Annotated in this window: 21 protein-coding genes and 1 pseudogene; 20 read left to right on the top strand and 2 right to left on the bottom strand. The window is 53.3% G+C overall.

The annotated features are described in order from the left end of the window. Window positions 1–52: 52 nt before the first annotated feature. Together B5D52_RS05030 and B5D52_RS05025 are read right to left on the bottom strand one after the other, a co-directional pair. Window positions 53–685 carry a Rha family transcriptional regulator gene (locus B5D52_RS05030; RefSeq protein ID WP_016146513.1) on the bottom strand — a complete coding sequence of 211 codons (633 nt, stop codon included), beginning with the start codon at window positions 683–685 and terminating at the stop codon, window positions 53–55. Between the two features lie 14 nt (window positions 686–699). Beyond that, entirely contained in the window at window positions 700–996 is a 297-nt protein-coding gene (locus B5D52_RS05025; protein ID WP_016146512.1) for a helix-turn-helix domain-containing protein, read from the bottom strand. Between the two features lie 256 nt (window positions 997–1,252). Between B5D52_RS05025 and B5D52_RS05020 the strand changes: the two genes are divergently transcribed. The 20 genes and pseudogenes from B5D52_RS05020 to B5D52_RS04930 all read left to right on the top strand — a co-directional run bounded on the left by B5D52_RS05020 (window position 1,253) and on the right by B5D52_RS04930 (window position 15,177). Beyond that, entirely contained in the window at window positions 1,253–1,921 is a 669-nt protein-coding gene (locus tag B5D52_RS05020; RefSeq protein ID WP_016146511.1) for a helix-turn-helix domain-containing protein, read from the top strand. Then, window positions 1,921–2,235, top strand: coding sequence for a hypothetical protein (locus tag B5D52_RS05015; RefSeq protein ID WP_016146510.1), 315 nt, complete (start codon window positions 1,921–1,923; stop codon window positions 2,233–2,235). Before B5D52_RS05020 ends, B5D52_RS05015 begins: the two co-directional genes overlap by 1 nt. Window positions 2,236–2,307: 72 nt before the next feature. After that, window positions 2,308–2,946 carry a hypothetical protein gene (locus B5D52_RS05010; RefSeq protein ID WP_016146509.1) on the top strand — a complete coding sequence of 213 codons (639 nt, stop codon included), beginning with the start codon at window positions 2,308–2,310 and terminating at the stop codon, window positions 2,944–2,946. A 159-nt stretch (window positions 2,947–3,105) separates the two neighbouring features. Further along, window positions 3,106–3,477, top strand: coding sequence for a hypothetical protein (locus tag B5D52_RS05005; protein WP_016146507.1), 372 nt, complete (start codon window positions 3,106–3,108; stop codon window positions 3,475–3,477). 1 nt (window position 3,478) lies between these two features. Then, entirely contained in the window at window positions 3,479–3,712 is a 234-nt protein-coding gene (locus tag B5D52_RS05000) for a hypothetical protein (protein WP_016146506.1), read from the top strand. Next, window positions 3,705–4,343 (top strand): hypothetical protein, encoded by a 639-nt coding sequence (locus B5D52_RS04995; RefSeq protein WP_016146505.1) that lies wholly within the window; start codon window positions 3,705–3,707, stop codon window positions 4,341–4,343. Before B5D52_RS05000 ends, B5D52_RS04995 begins: the two co-directional genes overlap by 8 nt. Then, window positions 4,336–4,512 (top strand): hypothetical protein, encoded by a 177-nt coding sequence (locus tag B5D52_RS16080; RefSeq protein ID WP_016146504.1) that lies wholly within the window; start codon window positions 4,336–4,338, stop codon window positions 4,510–4,512. The genes B5D52_RS04995 and B5D52_RS16080 overlap by 8 nt, the downstream gene beginning before the upstream one ends. A 2-nt stretch (window positions 4,513–4,514) precedes the next feature. After that, the gene (locus B5D52_RS04990) at window positions 4,515–5,216 is read left to right on the top strand and encodes a hypothetical protein (protein ID WP_016146503.1); all 702 of its coding nucleotides are present in this window, start codon (window positions 4,515–4,517) and stop codon (window positions 5,214–5,216) included. 16 nt (window positions 5,217–5,232) lie between these two features. Next, a pseudogene (locus B5D52_RS16495) lies at window positions 5,233–5,415 on the top strand (AbrB/MazE/SpoVT family DNA-binding domain-containing protein); the annotation flags it as partial. Window positions 5,416–5,512: 97 nt separating this feature from the next. Next, complete coding sequence (locus tag B5D52_RS04980) at window positions 5,513–5,794, top strand: hypothetical protein (protein WP_016146501.1); 282 nt, start codon at window positions 5,513–5,515, stop codon at window positions 5,792–5,794. After that, complete coding sequence (locus B5D52_RS04975; RefSeq protein ID WP_016146500.1) at window positions 5,787–6,194, top strand: hypothetical protein; 408 nt, start codon at window positions 5,787–5,789, stop codon at window positions 6,192–6,194. The genes B5D52_RS04980 and B5D52_RS04975 overlap by 8 nt, the downstream gene beginning before the upstream one ends. A 24-nt stretch (window positions 6,195–6,218) precedes the next feature. Beyond that, on the top strand, window positions 6,219–6,689 hold the full coding sequence (locus B5D52_RS04970) for a hypothetical protein (protein ID WP_016146499.1): 471 nt from the start codon (window positions 6,219–6,221) through the stop codon (window positions 6,687–6,689). Further along, window positions 6,686–7,522, top strand: coding sequence for a DUF1848 domain-containing protein (locus B5D52_RS04965; RefSeq protein ID WP_016146498.1), 837 nt, complete (start codon window positions 6,686–6,688; stop codon window positions 7,520–7,522). The genes B5D52_RS04970 and B5D52_RS04965 overlap by 4 nt, the downstream gene beginning before the upstream one ends. Before the next feature lie 4 nt (window positions 7,523–7,526). Continuing rightward, the gene (locus tag B5D52_RS04960) at window positions 7,527–8,321 is read left to right on the top strand and encodes an S-adenosylmethionine synthetase N-terminal domain-containing protein (protein ID WP_016146497.1); all 795 of its coding nucleotides are present in this window, start codon (window positions 7,527–7,529) and stop codon (window positions 8,319–8,321) included. An 81-nt stretch (window positions 8,322–8,402) separates the two neighbouring features. Then, entirely contained in the window at window positions 8,403–8,930 is a 528-nt protein-coding gene (locus B5D52_RS04955; RefSeq protein WP_016146496.1) for a ParB N-terminal domain-containing protein, read from the top strand. Then, window positions 8,927–9,790 carry a ParB N-terminal domain-containing protein gene (locus B5D52_RS04950; protein ID WP_016146495.1) on the top strand — a complete coding sequence of 288 codons (864 nt, stop codon included), beginning with the start codon at window positions 8,927–8,929 and terminating at the stop codon, window positions 9,788–9,790. Before B5D52_RS04955 ends, B5D52_RS04950 begins: the two co-directional genes overlap by 4 nt. Continuing rightward, window positions 9,783–11,177, top strand: a complete 1,395-nt coding sequence (locus B5D52_RS04945; RefSeq protein WP_016146494.1) for a ParB N-terminal domain-containing protein — start codon at window positions 9,783–9,785, stop codon at window positions 11,175–11,177. The genes B5D52_RS04950 and B5D52_RS04945 overlap by 8 nt, the downstream gene beginning before the upstream one ends. Further along, window positions 11,170–11,619, top strand: a complete 450-nt coding sequence (locus tag B5D52_RS04940) for a hypothetical protein (RefSeq protein WP_016146493.1) — start codon at window positions 11,170–11,172, stop codon at window positions 11,617–11,619. The genes B5D52_RS04945 and B5D52_RS04940 overlap by 8 nt, the downstream gene beginning before the upstream one ends. Next, window positions 11,591–13,051 (top strand): phage terminase large subunit, encoded by a 1,461-nt coding sequence (gene terL, locus B5D52_RS04935; protein ID WP_016146492.1) that lies wholly within the window; start codon window positions 11,591–11,593, stop codon window positions 13,049–13,051. Before B5D52_RS04940 ends, terL begins: the two co-directional genes overlap by 29 nt. Before the next feature lie 8 nt (window positions 13,052–13,059). Further along, complete coding sequence (locus B5D52_RS04930; protein ID WP_016146491.1) at window positions 13,060–15,177, top strand: phage portal protein; 2,118 nt, start codon at window positions 13,060–13,062, stop codon at window positions 15,175–15,177. Window positions 15,178–15,193 lie beyond the last annotated feature (16 nt).

The following is a 15,193-nucleotide window of genomic DNA, read 5'->3' as shown; positions in this document are numbered from 1 at the left end:
ACGGTAGGCTTGCGGCTCGCAAGGCATATGGATTCCTCCCTTCTAAGCTTTACTACATGATGCGTCGCGTCAGCTTAGCTTTGATTTCCTGATAGCCCATGCCGATGCCGATCAGTACGCCAATCTTGTTTTCGACATCGGAAACTAGCGAGATTTCTTCAGCGGTCATGTAGTCGCTTGCAACAGCGTGCTTATCTGCACCACGGTCTTTGCGCAGCTGTCTTGCTGTCCGGCCGAGTGCCAACTTATACGCGAGGTCTGTGTACTGTCCGTACTTCATAGCCTTATGCGGACTATCGGGCAGCGCCTTAATGGCATCGGTCATACTGACCCGCACCGGCCGGCGCTCCATCTTGGCCGCCTGCACTTTATACAGCTCAAAACGCATAGCGTAGAACTGGCGAACCAGCTCTTTCTTGAACGCCCTGACCTGTGCTGTGTTTTTGAGATAGGTCATCAGCAAAGTTGCCTGCTCTTCGTTCAGCTGGTAGCGCTTTGCAGGTTGTCCTCGTCCCTTGATTTCTTCGATTTCAAATCGAAGTATTCCAAACTCTTTGAAGTCGGCCTCATGCTGCTGAATCAGGCGCGTCACCGTATGGTGTTGGATTCCGGCAAACGCAGCGATCACATCTGAAGTGGTAAACGGCTCCTGCGTGTTCGGGGTAAGAAATACCAGATGATTCATAGACATCACACTCCTTATTGCTTTGAGATCACGCTCATGTAGATCTGTACCAGCTGCTGTTTTTCCTTGGAGAGTTCACTGTACTGCTTAGCACACTCCAATGCTTCCTGCGAAATATCATAGTCGTCGCGTCCAAGCAGGTAATCCACAGACACCCCAAAATGATCTGCGACCTTTTGCAGGTTCTCTGCACTGGGCGAACTGTTCTCCCAGCGACGGATCGCTGCATTCGAAAGCCCGCATTCTCTTTCCAAACGGGAAAGATTTGATCCTTCTGCCGAACACAGTGCTATGATTTTATCCAATTTCATTGACTCACCTCCAGTAATAGAAAATTTGCTATTGACTTTGATTAGCTTATAAGCTATTATAAGGGTATAGCAATCCTTTCGATGCCAGACGATTGCTCTATAATTCTTCTATATATTACATACTACATATCATACACACTACACATTTGTGCATATCCTCTAAGAACTTTCGTCTATAGGCTAATATTACCATGCTTCTTTTTAAAAGTCAATAGTCTGTAGACGAATTTCTTCCAGGAATGCAGGAGGGATTATCGTGACTCTTGTTGAAAAGATTAAAAACATGTGTTCCGAACGAGGCGAAACATTGGCCTCTCTCGAGCGGAAGATGGATTTTGGTAATGGAACTATCAGAAAATGGGATAATACCATTCCATCTGGCGACAAATTAGCAAAAGTAGCTAATTTTTTTCAGGTAAGCGTAGATTATCTACTGGGAAAAACTTCTTTTAAAAACATGCAAGACTTCCTCGAAACACCACATGACAATTCATCGTCTTGCGACACAAAGTTACTATATGGTCGCACTATTAAACAAATCCGAGAAGATCTAAATATATCTGCACAAAAAATGAGTTGTGATCTTGCTCTCACCGAGGAAGATCTGATAAACCTTGAATCCGGCTTATATCCTGTTCGATATAAATTAGCTGAAAAAATCGCTTCTTACTTGAATATTAAAATAGATGAAATCTATCACAGCCCTTATAAACCAGCAAACATGGACCTTAAATGTAATGACGAGGCTTCACAACTTCACCAAAATAATAATCATGATGTAGAAGTTGAAAATGATAACAATATAAAATTACTCGCTAGACATCTAGAAAAAATACCCGGACAACAACGTACTCGATTGATCGAAAACTTCCATGATGCTATTGATATTTATCTTGACGCTATTGGAATTCCCAAGGAGGACTAATGAAACTCGAAGCAGACACTCGGAGACCTGATTTTGACAAAGCGCAAAATGTTGCAACTGATCTATTGTTGGCACAGACTATTTCCACCTTACATGTGAATGTTACCGATCTCCAATTTAATCGTCCGATTGTGATTGATTCTGTGCAGAACTTTGCGCAGATAACCAATCGTCCACTAAGTAATTTTACCTGCGAGCAGTTCAACGGGGCTTGCGTGGTAGATTATCCTCGCTGTTCTGTCATTCTTTTTGATGAGCAAGAGGATAATCCTTGTCGTACGCATTGGGGAATTGCACATGAAATTGATGGATAGCCGAATTTGCCTATATACAGAAACCCGCCAGAAATGGCGGGTTTCTTCTATTTTGCAAAGGAGTTGGTACTTATGAAAGACATCACGGAATTCAAAGCGTGGTTCAGCAACGAAATCAGCCAGTACCCGTTGATTGCAAAGAGCAATCCTCTCTCGCTGAACGAGCTTTGTTATGTTCTTCGGCAGAGCGGCAGAGACTTCTCTGTCGGCTGGCCCGCCGATACCGGGTATGGCACTGTGCCGTCGGTTCAAAATTGCTTTATCCCGTCGAGAGACCTGAAACGAAAGATCATGCTGACAGACTTCTACCCCGTCGAACCCGGAGATTGCTGCGATGACACATTTCTGGGCGACATCAGGGTTGATGTGATTCCTGAGCAGCTTGCGTTTGGCAGCTCTATCGAAAAGGCTCTTGAAGATTGGGGGCATGAACTCACAGAAATTCACACCCTGCTTGGCTGCTGCGAGTTGTTGGCAGGCATGGCAGAGGAGGCAGCGGAGCTGTCCCAAGCGGCGCTGAAACTGCGCAGGACGATAGACAAGAGCAACCCCACGCCAGTGAGCACAAGCGAGGCGTCGCACAGGCTGAACGAGGAGTTCGCCGACGTTGTTCTTTGTGCGGCAGCGCTGGGGCTTGACCGTGAAGAAGTTGAGCGGTTTATCAGAGAGAAAGCCGCTCGGTGGTCCATGAGATTGGAGGTTGACGATTAAAAATGAGCGACGTAATTTTCAGGAGATTCATCCCTATTGGAACTACGGAAGATATGGACAAATTCACCGCCTTGCTGGTGGAGAAAAACATAACCCGAGACGACTTGCTGCTGATACTCCGGTCGGTCAAGTTAAATTCGGGTGCGGAGGTGGACCAAAATGGCGAACAGAATGGGTAAGTGGCTGCACCACACATTTTCTTTCGGTTGTGAAACCGGGAGCGACTACGACGCTTTCCAGCGGGAGGCAAGAGCGGACCTGCGGAAACAGGCAAAGGCGGCGGGGTTTGCGCTGCACAGATTCATCCCCGGACATTATGAGTTCTCGGCAGTGCTGCGGGACGAGACAACCGGCGAGTTCGTATACGTTGCCATCAGCGATGTGCGGTTCTGCTCGTCCGAGTGGTATCACCACGTTTTGTACCGCACAATGGCGCATGACAAAGACTGGACGGGCGGCTACAACTGCTGGTGTAGCTGGCCGGAACTCGGTGAGGCCCTTTCCAAAATGCGAATGAGGAGGTTCGGGTGATATGTATAACTGCATAAAGGATACCTACACCTGCGACCTATGCGGGTTTGAGATGGAATGGGACGCCAGCGATCTCGTTCACGGCGAGATGTGGGGCTGCGAAAAATGCGGAGACACATTTTGCTCCAAGTGTTTCATAGACCGGCATGGGCGAAAAGAGTACATGAAGATGATGCAGGGCAGTGATTTGATATATTGTCCGGCCTGTTACGAGGAGGTGCAGAAGAATGATTAAAGGCATGACGATTAGCGATGCCGCCCACAAGTGGGTCAGCGAGTTCAACGCTATCCCGCAGAGCATGATTGAGCGGCTCATGCGGGCGGCTCCCGACGAGTGGGAGGAACTCACCCTCCCTCACGCCGGCAGCAGAGTTCACGTTTTTGACCTGCCTGACAGCTGCGACACGCTGGAACACCTCGGCGAAATCGTGGCGTATGCCGCAGACCTCAACAAGTATCGGGTGGATCTGGACGGCGGCCCGTCCATTCTCGTGGAGCCTGACAATTTGGAAGTCGTGGACGAAGACACGCTCCCAATGTGGGGAACGATGTGGAGCTTTGGCGATTCCTGCGACGACTACTGGCTTGGGTATGCGGATGGTATTCGGGTGATGTCCGACTGCGGGTTCCGCATTTACCAGCACGAGGAGTGGGGCTATTTCTTCGGCATCGACGGCGCAGGGTACGATTTTTACAGCGAGCATTGGATTCCGCTCTACAAAAGTCGCGGATTGCAGTGGCACGACCCCGCCGCAGAAAAAGCTGAGGAGATGCGCAGTAAGGACTGCCGGATTGCGAAGCTCGGCGGCAGGAATGTGTGGGTCGATAAGAACGGCGCTTTCGTTGAGGAGGTATGGCATGACTAAGTGGCAATACGAAATGCTGCAAGACCTGCTCACCCGGAAAGCCGAGAACAACCCGTATGGTCGGAGCGGTAATTTCAAGTACGAGGAGGGCTACAAGCAGGGAATTCTCGCAGCAAAAAGCATTCTATCAGATTTCTACCACAGGCAGTTCGAGGGAAAGGAGGGCTGACGATGAACCGCAACACAGCTGACCGCATTATCGTCACGAGCAACGCTCGCATGGAGCGGGTGCTGGATTGGTATTTTGACAACTTCAAATGGCTCGACCGCGAGAAGTTTCTGGCTCCGATGGAATCGGGTGTGGTGGAGCTTTGCGAGGAGCAAATCGAATTCACGTTCGAGAGCAAGGGCAGCTGGGTGGAGATGGCGGTCTACATCACCGTGAAGCCGAACCTCCCGCCGGTTGTGATGTTTGACTATGACCCTGCCACTACGGAAATCAGGAACCGCCGTATCGCCCCGATGGGCAGTCAGCCGGTTGTGGATCAGGAACTGCTCAGTGTTCTCCTCTCGATGGATGACACGTGCAGGAAAGAGGCCCGGAAGTACCATGCGCTCATGCTGTTCATGGCTTACTACCGGGAGGAGGTCAAAGTTGAGCAGCGCATTGAGCGCCGCCCTGCCAAGCACAAGAAGAAAAAGCGCACAGCGCAGGTGCGGCAGCCGCTCATTCGCCGCATTTACACCGTGACTGACTTCGACAGCACGGCACTGGTAAAGCCCGAACAGGCGAAGCGCGGCTACACCAAACCCGACCACGAGGTCAACGTCCGAGGCCACCTGCGCCGGTACAAGTCCGGCAAGGTGGTTTGGGTCAAGCCCTCGGTCAAATATAAGGGCAAGACTGCCCACCACAAAGAATACGAATTATGACAGGAGGAACAGTGCGATGAAAGCAACAGGTATAATCCGCAGAATTGACGACCTCGGCAGGGTTGTCATCCCGCGCGAAGTTCGCAGGAGCCTCGGCATTCGAGAGGGTGATGCGTTTGAGATTTTTACCACAGAGGACCGGAGAGGCGTGGTCTTCCAGAAGTACAGTTTTGACACGCCGGTAGCGGAGGCTCTGAAAAGTCTGCGCGTGGCGGTCGAGGAAAGCGAGCTGTCCTGCCGCATGGCGTTTTTGCAGAGCATCACCGAGCTTGAAGCTCGGCTGAAATTGGAGGAAGATGAGTAATGGAGTTTTTGAAGTTTATCTTTTCCAGCCCGTGGATTTGGCTTGGCTTGGCTTTTTGATTTTGGTCTGCTGTGTTCTGAAATACACGGTGGATCTGGTGAGTGCTCTCCGCGCAAAGCGGAAAGTTCACACATTCAAGACGAGCGACGGCAGTTGGCAGGTACTTGTTGAGAACGCTACGCACAATGACGTTGAGGCCGCGATGGTCCGTCAGGAATTGCGTGAACATCTGCGTGAGCAGTTGAAAGATAAGGAGGTAGAACAAAATGATTAAAAACTTTGAGCCGCAGCCCTACGACGGGCTGAATCCGCTGCCGAGTTATGTAACGAACGTCTCATCGTTCACACTGACCGGTTCGATTCCGGGCGGCTATGAAATCACCCTCGCAAAGCTGACGGTGGGCGAATCAGTGAGCGCGGGCAACCCGCTCTCCCACGCCCTGTTTGAGAGCTTTGATGACCACGGGCGCAGAATGAAAGCCACCAGAACCCGTGTGAGCGGCTTTGACCGTGAGTTTGTCGCGGTCAAGAGCGCGATGTCCGGGTGTGGCTTTGCATTCCACCCTGCTCTGCCGGGGGCTTGTGAGACGATACTTTACGCGCTTGGGGAGTTTTTTCAGGCGCAAAACCCCGAGATAGCGGAGGTGGCCGTCGTGTCACAAAGCTGTCATTGACCCGTCATATAGGAGAGTGATAAAATGATACCGTCGGATTTTATAATTAAGCACGCGCCCATGCACTTGCACTTGGAGATTTTGAAGAAGTGCAACTTCTTCTGGCTCCGAGACATCCGCAACGTGGATATATCGCAGTGCTGCGCAAAATGTTTCATCGGCGACAAGGACAACCGCGTCTATTACGGAACGCTGCACAAGTCCAACGCCGTCGTTGACATCATCGTCAAGCAGCACCCACACGCCAAAGCATACTACCTTTGCGGTTTGAGCGACGGCTTTGTGTGGGAGCTGAACACCCATGTGGCATTCGTGCCTGACAGCAATTCCGAAGTCAGAGTTGAGAACGACAGAATCAAGCTGCACATCACGAATGCCCGCCGCATCCACTTCTGGGATTACGTGCCGAACCCTCCGGGGAACTACACCAAAGAGCAGCGGTCCTGCCGCAACTGGATATTCGCAAACTACCTAAAGGATGGGATGCCGTTATGATCGTTAGCGCAAGCAGGCGGACTGACATCCCGGCACTGTTTTCCGAGTGGTTTTACAACCGTGTTGGGAAAGGATTTGTCCTCCTTAGAAACCCATACAACCCTCTACAAGTCGGGCGTGTTTCACTCACGCCCGACAAAGTAGACGGGTTCGTTTTTTGGACTAAGAATGCCGCGCCTATGCTCAACAGGATTCACGAGCTGGACGCATTCAAATATTATTTCCAGTACACCATCACACCCTATGGTCGGGACGTTGAGAAGAACATCCCCGACAAGCATGAGGTCGTGATACCGGCGTTCAAGAGAATCGGGGCTGATAAAGCCATCTGGCGATATGACCCGGTATTCCTGAATGACCGCTACACTTGGGACTACCACATTCGGGCGTTCACGAAAATCGCGGAGGAATTGGAGGGCTACACCTCAAAGGCCGTTATGAGTTTCGTGGATTCGTACCGCACGGTAGACCTCAGACCGCTGAATATCCAGCCGCTCACAACAGAGCAGCAGACAGAGCTGGCGCAGCAGCTATCCGAGATAGCCGCCCAGCACGGGATTGTCCTCTCCTCCTGTGCGGAGGAACTGGGGCTGCCCCATTCCAGCTGCGTAGACGGCAAGATGTTCGGCGTTGACAAACCGAAAGACCGCAATCAGCGCGGGCTGTGCCAGTGCGTTGAGAGCGTCGATATTGGCGCATACAGCACCTGCCGCAACGGTTGCGCCTATTGTTACGCAAACCACTACGGCTACGTTCAGGACCCGCCTGACGCGGACTGTGACCTGCTTGGGCCTCCGCTGAACGGCAACGAAAAAATCAAGCAAAGGAATTGATACCATGATTGAGAAAGTAAACCCGTCCCACCCGGACAAAATCGCCGACAGGATTGCCGGCGCTATCGTGGACTTGGCCTATCAGGTTCAGGATGACCCCAAAGTTGCAGTTGAGGTTCTCATCGGGCATGGTGTGTGCCACGCCATCGTTGAGACTTCCGCCCCCATGCTCCGGCCAGAGGTGCTGAGGGCGATCCACAATGCCATCCACCGTATTGCGGGGTTCGTGCAAATCGACCTCTGCATCGTTCCGCAGGACACCCACCTCGCTGATAACCAGCAGGCCGGTTTCCGCTGTGGCGATAACGGCATCTTCAAGGGAATGCCGCTCACGGACGAGCAGAAGACGCTCTCCGCGATTGCCCGCGACATTTACCAGAAGTACCCCTGCGACGGAAAATACATTCTGAGCGGGGATAAGCTCATCATCTGCCAGAGCAACGCTGCGAGGGCTGACATCGAGCAGCTGTACCCCACCGCCGAAATCAACCCGCTCGGCGATTGGACTGGCGGTACGGACGTGGACACAGGCGCCACCAACCGCAAGCTCGGCTCCGATATGGCTGATTCTGTGACCGGTGGTGGGCTGCATGGCAAGGACCTGTCCAAAGCTGATGTGTCCGTCAACATCTACGCTTTTCTCAAGGCACAGGAAACCGGCAAGCCGGTGGAGCTGTGCTGCGCCATCGGAGACGATGAGATTGACGGAAAGCCCTACCACGAAATCGTGGAAATCGCCCGCAAGTTCATCAAGGACGCGGGAGGCTTCGAGGCGTTCGCCGAGTGGGGCCTGTTCTAAAACCTAATACAGTAAAACATGGGAGCTGTACGAGTGTGTGCAGCTCCCTTTTTTTATGCTCAGTTACAAGGAGGACGAAACATGGAGATTGTCTACAAGAGGGTTGACGACCTCATCGAGTATGAGGGAAACGCCCGACGGAATGACGCGGGCGTGGCAAAAGTCGCCGAGAGTATCCGTGAGTTTGGGTTCCTGAACCCCATCACGATTGACCCGAACAACGTCATCATCGCGGGGCATACCCGCCTGAAAGCTGCCAAGCAGCTGGGGATGGAGGAAGTACCCTGCATCGTTCAGAATCTGTCCGAGGAGGACGCAAAGCTGGCTCGTATCATCGACAATAAGAGCCACGAGTATTCTACGTGGGATGTCGGCAAGCTGCATCAGGAGCTGAGCGGCATCGGCCTTGACTTCAAGACCACGTTCTTTACCCCGAACCGTGACCGCAAGTTCTTCAAGGACAACAAGTTCCTCATTTTCGGCAACAATGAGCTGCCTATCACCGAGGACGAGTACGCCCGCCTGAAAGCGGTTTACGACGACTACATCAGCAAGAACAAAACCTATCTGGGCTTTGTCATGTTCCTGACAGGAGGTGAGGCAGAATGAATATCAGAGAGATTTCCGTCTCTCGACTGAGAGATTACGAAAACAACCCGCGCAACAACGACCTCGCGGTTGAAAAGGTCAAGTACAGTATCGAGCGGTTCGGTTTCCTGTTCCCTGTTGTTGTGGACATGAATTACACCATCGTCGCCGGCCACACTCGTGTGCGCGCCTGCCGCGAGATGGGTATTCAGACTGTCCCCTGTATCGTAGCGGACGAGCTGACTGATGAGCAGATCAACCTGTTCCGTCTGGTGGACAACAAGACCAGCGAATACAGCGATTGGGACTTCGAGAAGCTCAAGGAGGAACTTTCCCTCGTTGACCTGACGCTCGACGAAAACCAGCTCTTGCTGGAACGCTTTGAGCTGACTACGGAGGTATTTGACATCGAGCCTGAGCAGGCCGAAATCAAAATCCCCGCGTTCAACTTTATGGGCGTCAACGAAAGGCCAAAGCCCAAGAAACCTACCGTCCACACAATCGACAGCAACTCCATCATCAGTGCGGAAAATGATGCAGTTGAGGGCGGTGATGATGAAATTGGCGCACCGGAGGTTTCGTACCACGAACCTGTGAGCCATGCCGACACCCCTGCTCCCGCGCCTGCGACTGCCGACAGCCCCGCTGCTCCTGCTGTGGAGAGCGTGGCTCCCGCTGCTGACGACGGCGAGCCTAAGAAAAAAGAATCTAAGGCGGTCCTGCCGTTCTGCCAGTTCCGCTTTGGCGACGTGTCGTTCTTCATCTCTCAGGTGGAGCTTGACCGCATGAACGCCAAGTATCAGGAGTACATTGATTCCGGTGCAATCCTGAGCGGCAGCTTTGCCGACTATCTTCTGAAAGGAGTGGAGAACCGTGATTGATTTCGTAGAGAAAGTGCCTATCGGGGAGGTCACGGGGTCTGAGTACAACCCCCGCTCCATTACCCCGGAGGCGTTAGAGGCGTTGCAGCACAGCATTCGCCGTTTCGGTATGGTGAAGCCGCTCATCGTCAACGCCACCAATAACGTGATTACCGCCGGCCATCAGCGAAAGAAAGCTGCGACGGCGATTGGGCTGGAATATCTGCCGTGCATCAGAATCAATAGCCCGAATTTGCAGGACGAGATCCTGTTCAACCTCATGCACAACTCCATCGAGACGAGCAAGACTTCCGTTCGCCTTGAGGAGTTCACGGTGGGCGGCTACCACTACTGCCCGTCCGACAAGGTACACATTGAGAGCGAGCCGAAGAATGTGCTCATCTGCTCCGAAATCACGAAGTTGATGTCCCGCTACGGAGAATGGGGCAGCGTCGTGACCGACGGGGATGGGAATGTCATTCTTAACGCTGAATACGCCTACTGCTCCAAGAAGCTGGGCTACGGCGTTCTGAGCTATGCTATCCCGAACGAGGACGTTGCCGAGTTCCTTGAGTGCATGGGCATAGAGTACGGCAAGTACAACTTCGACAACCTCGGCGTTAAGACCTACCACCAGTTCTTGGCGCAGCCTAAGCGCCTGAGTACCGATGGCCGGCAATCCAACGCCTCTGTTCTGTATGAGAAGTATGTCATCCCCCGCTTGCAGAAGTCGGACAGCCTTATCGACATCGGCGCGGGCCGAATGGCTTACCCGAAGATGCTCAAGTCTAAGGGCTACAATATCCACGCCTACGAGCCGTCCCTGATGGTGAAAGGCGCGAACAAGCTGGATATGAAAGGCATCATCGCCAACATCCTCAACGCCGAGAAGCAGGTCAAGGCCCACGGGCTGTTTGACTACTGCGTGTTGGAGGCGGTTATCAACTCCGTAGTGGACGATGAGTTTGAAAAGGCCGTGCTTACGACCTGCAACGCCGTCTTGAAATCCACGGGTACGCTGATTACCTGCACCCGCAACCTTGCCTACGTTGAAAAGGCATACGACAAGACGAAGCTGTCTGCCGGGGCTGGTGACTGTCTCTGGTATCTGGACGACAAGAATTACACCCTCGGCGTGACAAACGGCATCGTTTTCAAGCAGAAGTTCCACACCCGTGAGAGCTTTGTCGCCCTCCTCGAAAACTACTTCGACAGTGTAGCGGTACTCGCCTGCAACGCTGGCTACATCTACTGCGCCTGCTCGCTACCCAAGCAGTTGCCGACGGAAGTTTACGAGGAGTATCTGGAAAAAGAGCTGAACATCGAGTACCCCGGCGGCTTTAAGCACAACAAGCACGGTGGTCTGATGCGCGAGCTGCTCGAAAAGGTAGCGGAGAGGTATGTCTGATGCCAAGCGTCAGAGAAAGGACTTGTTTGAACAGTGGGTAGAAGCCGGTGAGGTAGAAAACAATCTCGCCATCATCCAGTCTCTGTCTATGCAGGGCAAGTCTATGGAGGAGATTGCCGACGTATTTGACATCACGCGACGGACGCTGCAAAAACTCCAAAAGGAGCACCCCGCTTTGGAAAAGGCAATCAAAGCGGGGCGCCTGTCTGTTGTGGCGATGTGCCAAAACAAGTTAATGGAGCGGGTGTCCAGTGGGGACACGACCGCTATCATTTATGCGCTCAAAGTCTACGGCGGTGATTTCTTCAACGACCGAAAAGCGGTCGAGGCGAAGATAACCGGCACACCGGTTTCTGTTCAGCCGCAAGTTCAGATCTACCTGCCTGAGAGAGATTCGGAGGTAGGTGACGCACGTGAGAAAAAAGACGGAAAAAACCAGTAACAAACCAATTATTATTCGGCCTCAGCAGGGCAAGCAGGAAATGTTTCTGCGCTCCCCCGCTGATATTTGCATTTACGGCGGCGCGGCTGGCGGCGGCAAGACCTACGCCCTCCTGCTTGAGTGCCTGAGACACATCGACAACAAGCTGTTCGAGGCAGTCATTTTCCGGCAGTCCCGTCCGCAAATTATGAGCGCCGGTGGTCTTTACGCCACGAGCCAAGAAATATACCCGCATCTGGGGGCGTCCAGCGTTCTCACGCCGAACGTCCAGTGGAGATTTCAGTCTGGCGCAAAGGTCACATTCGCTCACATGTTCTACGAAAAGGAGAAATACAACTGGCAAGGTTCCCAGATACCGCTCCTAATGTTTGACGAACTTGTCCATTTCACGGAGAGCCAGTTCTTTTATATGTTCTCCCGTAACCGTTCGACTTGTGGGGTCCGCCCCTACATTCGAGCGACCTGCAACCCCGACGGCGAAAGCTGGGTGGCTCGGTTCATCGACTGGTGGATCGACCCGGAAACAGGGTACGCCGATGAAAGCAGATGCGGAAAGCTGCGCTACTTCATCCGCAGGAACAACATCATCCATTGGGCTGACACACCGCAACAGCTGTATGAGGAGTTTCATCTATACAGCCCAGAGGAAATGGAGGAAGTAAAATCCGTGTCGTTCATCAGCGCAAAGCTGACGGACAACGCGGCCATGATGAAACACGACCCCGGCTACATCGGCGCACTGAAAGCCATGTCCGAGTTCGACCAAGAACAGCTGCTCAATGGTAACTGGAAAATCAGGCGGTCTGCGGGCCACTACTTCAAACGCTCCAAAGTCGGACAGATGTTCCGCTCCACCCCGACCGATGTTGTCAAGTGGGTGCGAGCATGGGACTTGGCTGCCACAGCCCCCGGCGAGATGGACGAGTTGGAGGGTATGCCGCAGGCCATGCGCACCAACCGGCGGGGCGACGAAAGCGCCTATACCGCCGGTGTTTTGCTTGGCAAACGGAAGAATGGGCGTGTATTCGTTGCTGATGTCATCAACGTCCGTGAGAATGGCGCTGATGTGCGTCAGCTCATTCTGAATACCGCTGCCAGCGACAATGCGCTTTATGGCAACGTCACAGTTCGGCTGCCGCAGGACCCCGGACAGGCAGGCAAAGACCAAGCACAGAGCTTTGTTCGGATGCTCGGCGGCTATACCGTGACAACCTCACTGGAAAGCGGGGACAAAGTGACCCGCGCCGAGCCTTTCTCCTCTCAATGGCTTGCCGGTAACGTGGACGTGAAGATGGCTGACTGGAACGATGACTATTTCAGGCAGCTTGAAAACTTCCCCGTCGGCAAGCTGAAAGATATGGTGGACGCCTCGGCGAACGCCTATTTGGAGTTAGAAAACGGGAAACCGGAGTTCGGCTTCTCTTTTGGATGAGGTGTGAAATGAGAATATTCAATATCGAAATAACCAGACGAAAACAGGTGCGAGACGCTTATCAGGGCGGCAGCGACAGTTTCGTCTCGCGCTGGGCAAGACCGCCCTCTATGAACACAGCCGAATGGCTGAATATGTTTTCAACCAGTCCCCGCCTTGCGGTCGTTGACCGTATCGCAAGCGACCTCGCAAACATCAGCGGAAAGCTGATGCGTGTTGAGGAGGACGGGACAGAGGTTGAGGTGACAAGCCACCCGTTCCTTGACTTTATGAACCACCCGAACCCGCTGTACGAGATGACGAGTTCGGCGATCTGGCGGCTGCATGAAATCTATCTCATGCTCGTGGGTGAGAGTTTCTTCCTCATCGAGCGGGATGAACGCGGCAGGCCGGTAGAGTTGTGGAACGTGCCTCCGCATTGGGTGAAGCTGACGCCGTACCTCGGCAACCCCACGTACCAAATCGTCTCGTCGGGCGGGCTGACAATGACCGTGCCGGTTGACGATATGTTCGTGATGAAGCAGCTGAACCCGCTCGACCCTTTCCTGCGCGGTCTGGGTATTGCGGAAAGCATCGCGGACGAGGTGGAAATCGACGAATATGCCGCCAAGTTCCAAAAGCGGTTCTTCTATAACGACGCTACACCGCCCGTGGTATTCCTCATGCCTGACGCTACTGATGAGCAGCGGAACGCTTTTCTGGCCCGCTGGAATCAGAAGCACCGGGGCGTAGAGAACAGCCACCGTGCGGCAGCCCTCTCCGGCAACGTCGATGTAAAGGAGCTTGGCAGCACCGATGGTAAGAACCTCGGCTTCATTGAGAGCCGTATTGCCATGCGAGACGCAGTTCTCGAACACTTCGGTGTTCCTCGTGAAATCATGGGCATTACCGAGAACAGCAACCGCTCCACCGCTGACGCAGCGCAGTACATTTACGCCAAGAACGTCCTGACATCGAGGATTCGGATGCGTGAGGAGGCAATCAACACGCAGCTTCTCCCGATGTTTGGGAGCGGGCTTGTGTGGCGCTTTGACCCTGTTATCCCCTACGATAAGGAGTTTGACAAAGGTAAAGCACTTGACGCCTACAACGCCGGCCTCATCACCAAGAACGAGGCAAGAGAGCTGCTCGACCTGCCTGACGTTGACGGCGGGGATGTCTACAAGGTTTCCATCAACGACCTGTTCCTGAACGAAACAGACGACCCCGCAGAGCTGTCGCAGTCCATGATGCAGGAGGATCTGGCAGCGCTGTCTGACGGTCCTGTGTATGGCGAGAAATCCCGCCGCATGAACGTCGCAGCCATGCTGCGGCGTGAAGCTGTGGCAGTACAGAAAAACGAGCGGCTGTTTGAGGCAGCGGTGTCCAAACACTTTGCTGACCAGCAGGCCGCGATAGCAGCAGCCCTCGGCAACACGGTAAAGGCCGATGCCTCTGACGTGTTCTCGGAGCTGTCCGAATATCTGCTCCCAGACGGCACATTTGACCCCGACCTGTGGGCGCAGCTGCCCGAGATTGAACAGCAGCGGCTTGCCGACGCAATAGCGGCAGGGCTGCTCGACTGGAACAAAGAAGCTGAAAAGCTGATGGGCCTGTTCAATCCTCTGTGGCGCAAGACCTACGACGACGGGGCTGCGCTCAGCGAGGAAAACTACGGCTTGACAAGCCTTGACCGCCCAGAGTTCGTATCGTCTGCCAAAATCAATGGCGGCAAGCGCATTGTTGGTATCGAGCGCACCACACGGGACAAGATTGCGGACATCATCGTTCGTGGTGTCTCTGAGGGTCTCAGCCAAATCAGCCTGCGTGAATCCATTCAGGACACGATGGGCGCAACCAAAGCACGGGCAAAGCTGATTGCCCGACAGGAAACCATGACCGCACTGGCGACAGGTCAATTTGACACAATGAAAGCCGCCGGTGCTAAGACAAAGACGTGGCATCACAGGCCGCAGAAAAATCCTCGTGATGGCTCTCACGGACCGAACCACGTCATATTGGACGGCGAGACGGTGGCGATTGACGCCAAGTTCTCAAACGGGCTGCGCTATCCGCGTGACCCGAATGACCCTCGCCCCGAGGAGCTTATCAACTGCCGGTGTTATCTGACATACGGCGGTTTTTAAGATGCCCTAAACTCTG

The sequence above is a fragment of the Butyricicoccus pullicaecorum DSM 23266 genome, assembly GCF_900167005.1.
GTDB lineage: Bacteria > Bacillota > Clostridia > Oscillospirales > Butyricicoccaceae > Butyricicoccus > Butyricicoccus pullicaecorum.
The sequence above is the reverse complement of the archived record's forward strand: the minus strand, read 5'-3'. Positions and strand labels throughout refer to the sequence as shown.

Excerpts from the sequence above, each read along its gene's own strand:
- B5D52_RS05000 (WP_016146506.1), top strand. The coding sequence starts at position 3,479 with ATGTATAACTGCATAAAGGATACCTACACCTGCGACCTATGCGGGTTT.
- B5D52_RS05030 (WP_016146513.1), bottom strand. The coding sequence starts at position 685 with ATGAATCATCTGGTATTTCTTACCCCGAACACGCAGGAGCCGTTTACC.
- B5D52_RS05025 (WP_016146512.1), bottom strand. The coding sequence starts at position 996 with ATGAAATTGGATAAAATCATAGCACTGTGTTCGGCAGAAGGATCAAAT.
- B5D52_RS16080 (WP_016146504.1), top strand. The coding sequence starts at position 4,336 with ATGACTAAGTGGCAATACGAAATGCTGCAAGACCTGCTCACCCGGAAA.
- B5D52_RS04990 (WP_016146503.1), top strand. The coding sequence starts at position 4,515 with ATGAACCGCAACACAGCTGACCGCATTATCGTCACGAGCAACGCTCGC.
- B5D52_RS04980 (WP_016146501.1), top strand. The coding sequence starts at position 5,513 with ATGAGTAATGGAGTTTTTGAAGTTTATCTTTTCCAGCCCGTGGATTTG.
- B5D52_RS04955 (WP_016146496.1), top strand. The coding sequence starts at position 8,403 with ATGGAGATTGTCTACAAGAGGGTTGACGACCTCATCGAGTATGAGGGA.
- B5D52_RS04950 (WP_016146495.1), top strand. The coding sequence starts at position 8,927 with ATGAATATCAGAGAGATTTCCGTCTCTCGACTGAGAGATTACGAAAAC.
- B5D52_RS04930 (WP_016146491.1), top strand. The coding sequence starts at position 13,060 with ATGAGAATATTCAATATCGAAATAACCAGACGAAAACAGGTGCGAGAC.
- B5D52_RS05010 (WP_016146509.1), top strand. The coding sequence starts at position 2,308 with ATGAAAGACATCACGGAATTCAAAGCGTGGTTCAGCAACGAAATCAGC.
- B5D52_RS04940 (WP_016146493.1), top strand. The coding sequence starts at position 11,170 with ATGTCTGATGCCAAGCGTCAGAGAAAGGACTTGTTTGAACAGTGGGTA.
- B5D52_RS04975 (WP_016146500.1), top strand. The coding sequence starts at position 5,787 with ATGATTAAAAACTTTGAGCCGCAGCCCTACGACGGGCTGAATCCGCTG.
- B5D52_RS04965 (WP_016146498.1), top strand. The coding sequence starts at position 6,686 with ATGATCGTTAGCGCAAGCAGGCGGACTGACATCCCGGCACTGTTTTCC.
- B5D52_RS04970 (WP_016146499.1), top strand. The coding sequence starts at position 6,219 with ATGATACCGTCGGATTTTATAATTAAGCACGCGCCCATGCACTTGCAC.
- B5D52_RS04995 (WP_016146505.1), top strand. The coding sequence starts at position 3,705 with ATGATTAAAGGCATGACGATTAGCGATGCCGCCCACAAGTGGGTCAGC.
- B5D52_RS05015 (WP_016146510.1), top strand. The coding sequence starts at position 1,921 with ATGAAACTCGAAGCAGACACTCGGAGACCTGATTTTGACAAAGCGCAA.
- B5D52_RS04960 (WP_016146497.1), top strand. The coding sequence starts at position 7,527 with ATGATTGAGAAAGTAAACCCGTCCCACCCGGACAAAATCGCCGACAGG.
- B5D52_RS05005 (WP_016146507.1), top strand. The coding sequence starts at position 3,106 with ATGGCGAACAGAATGGGTAAGTGGCTGCACCACACATTTTCTTTCGGT.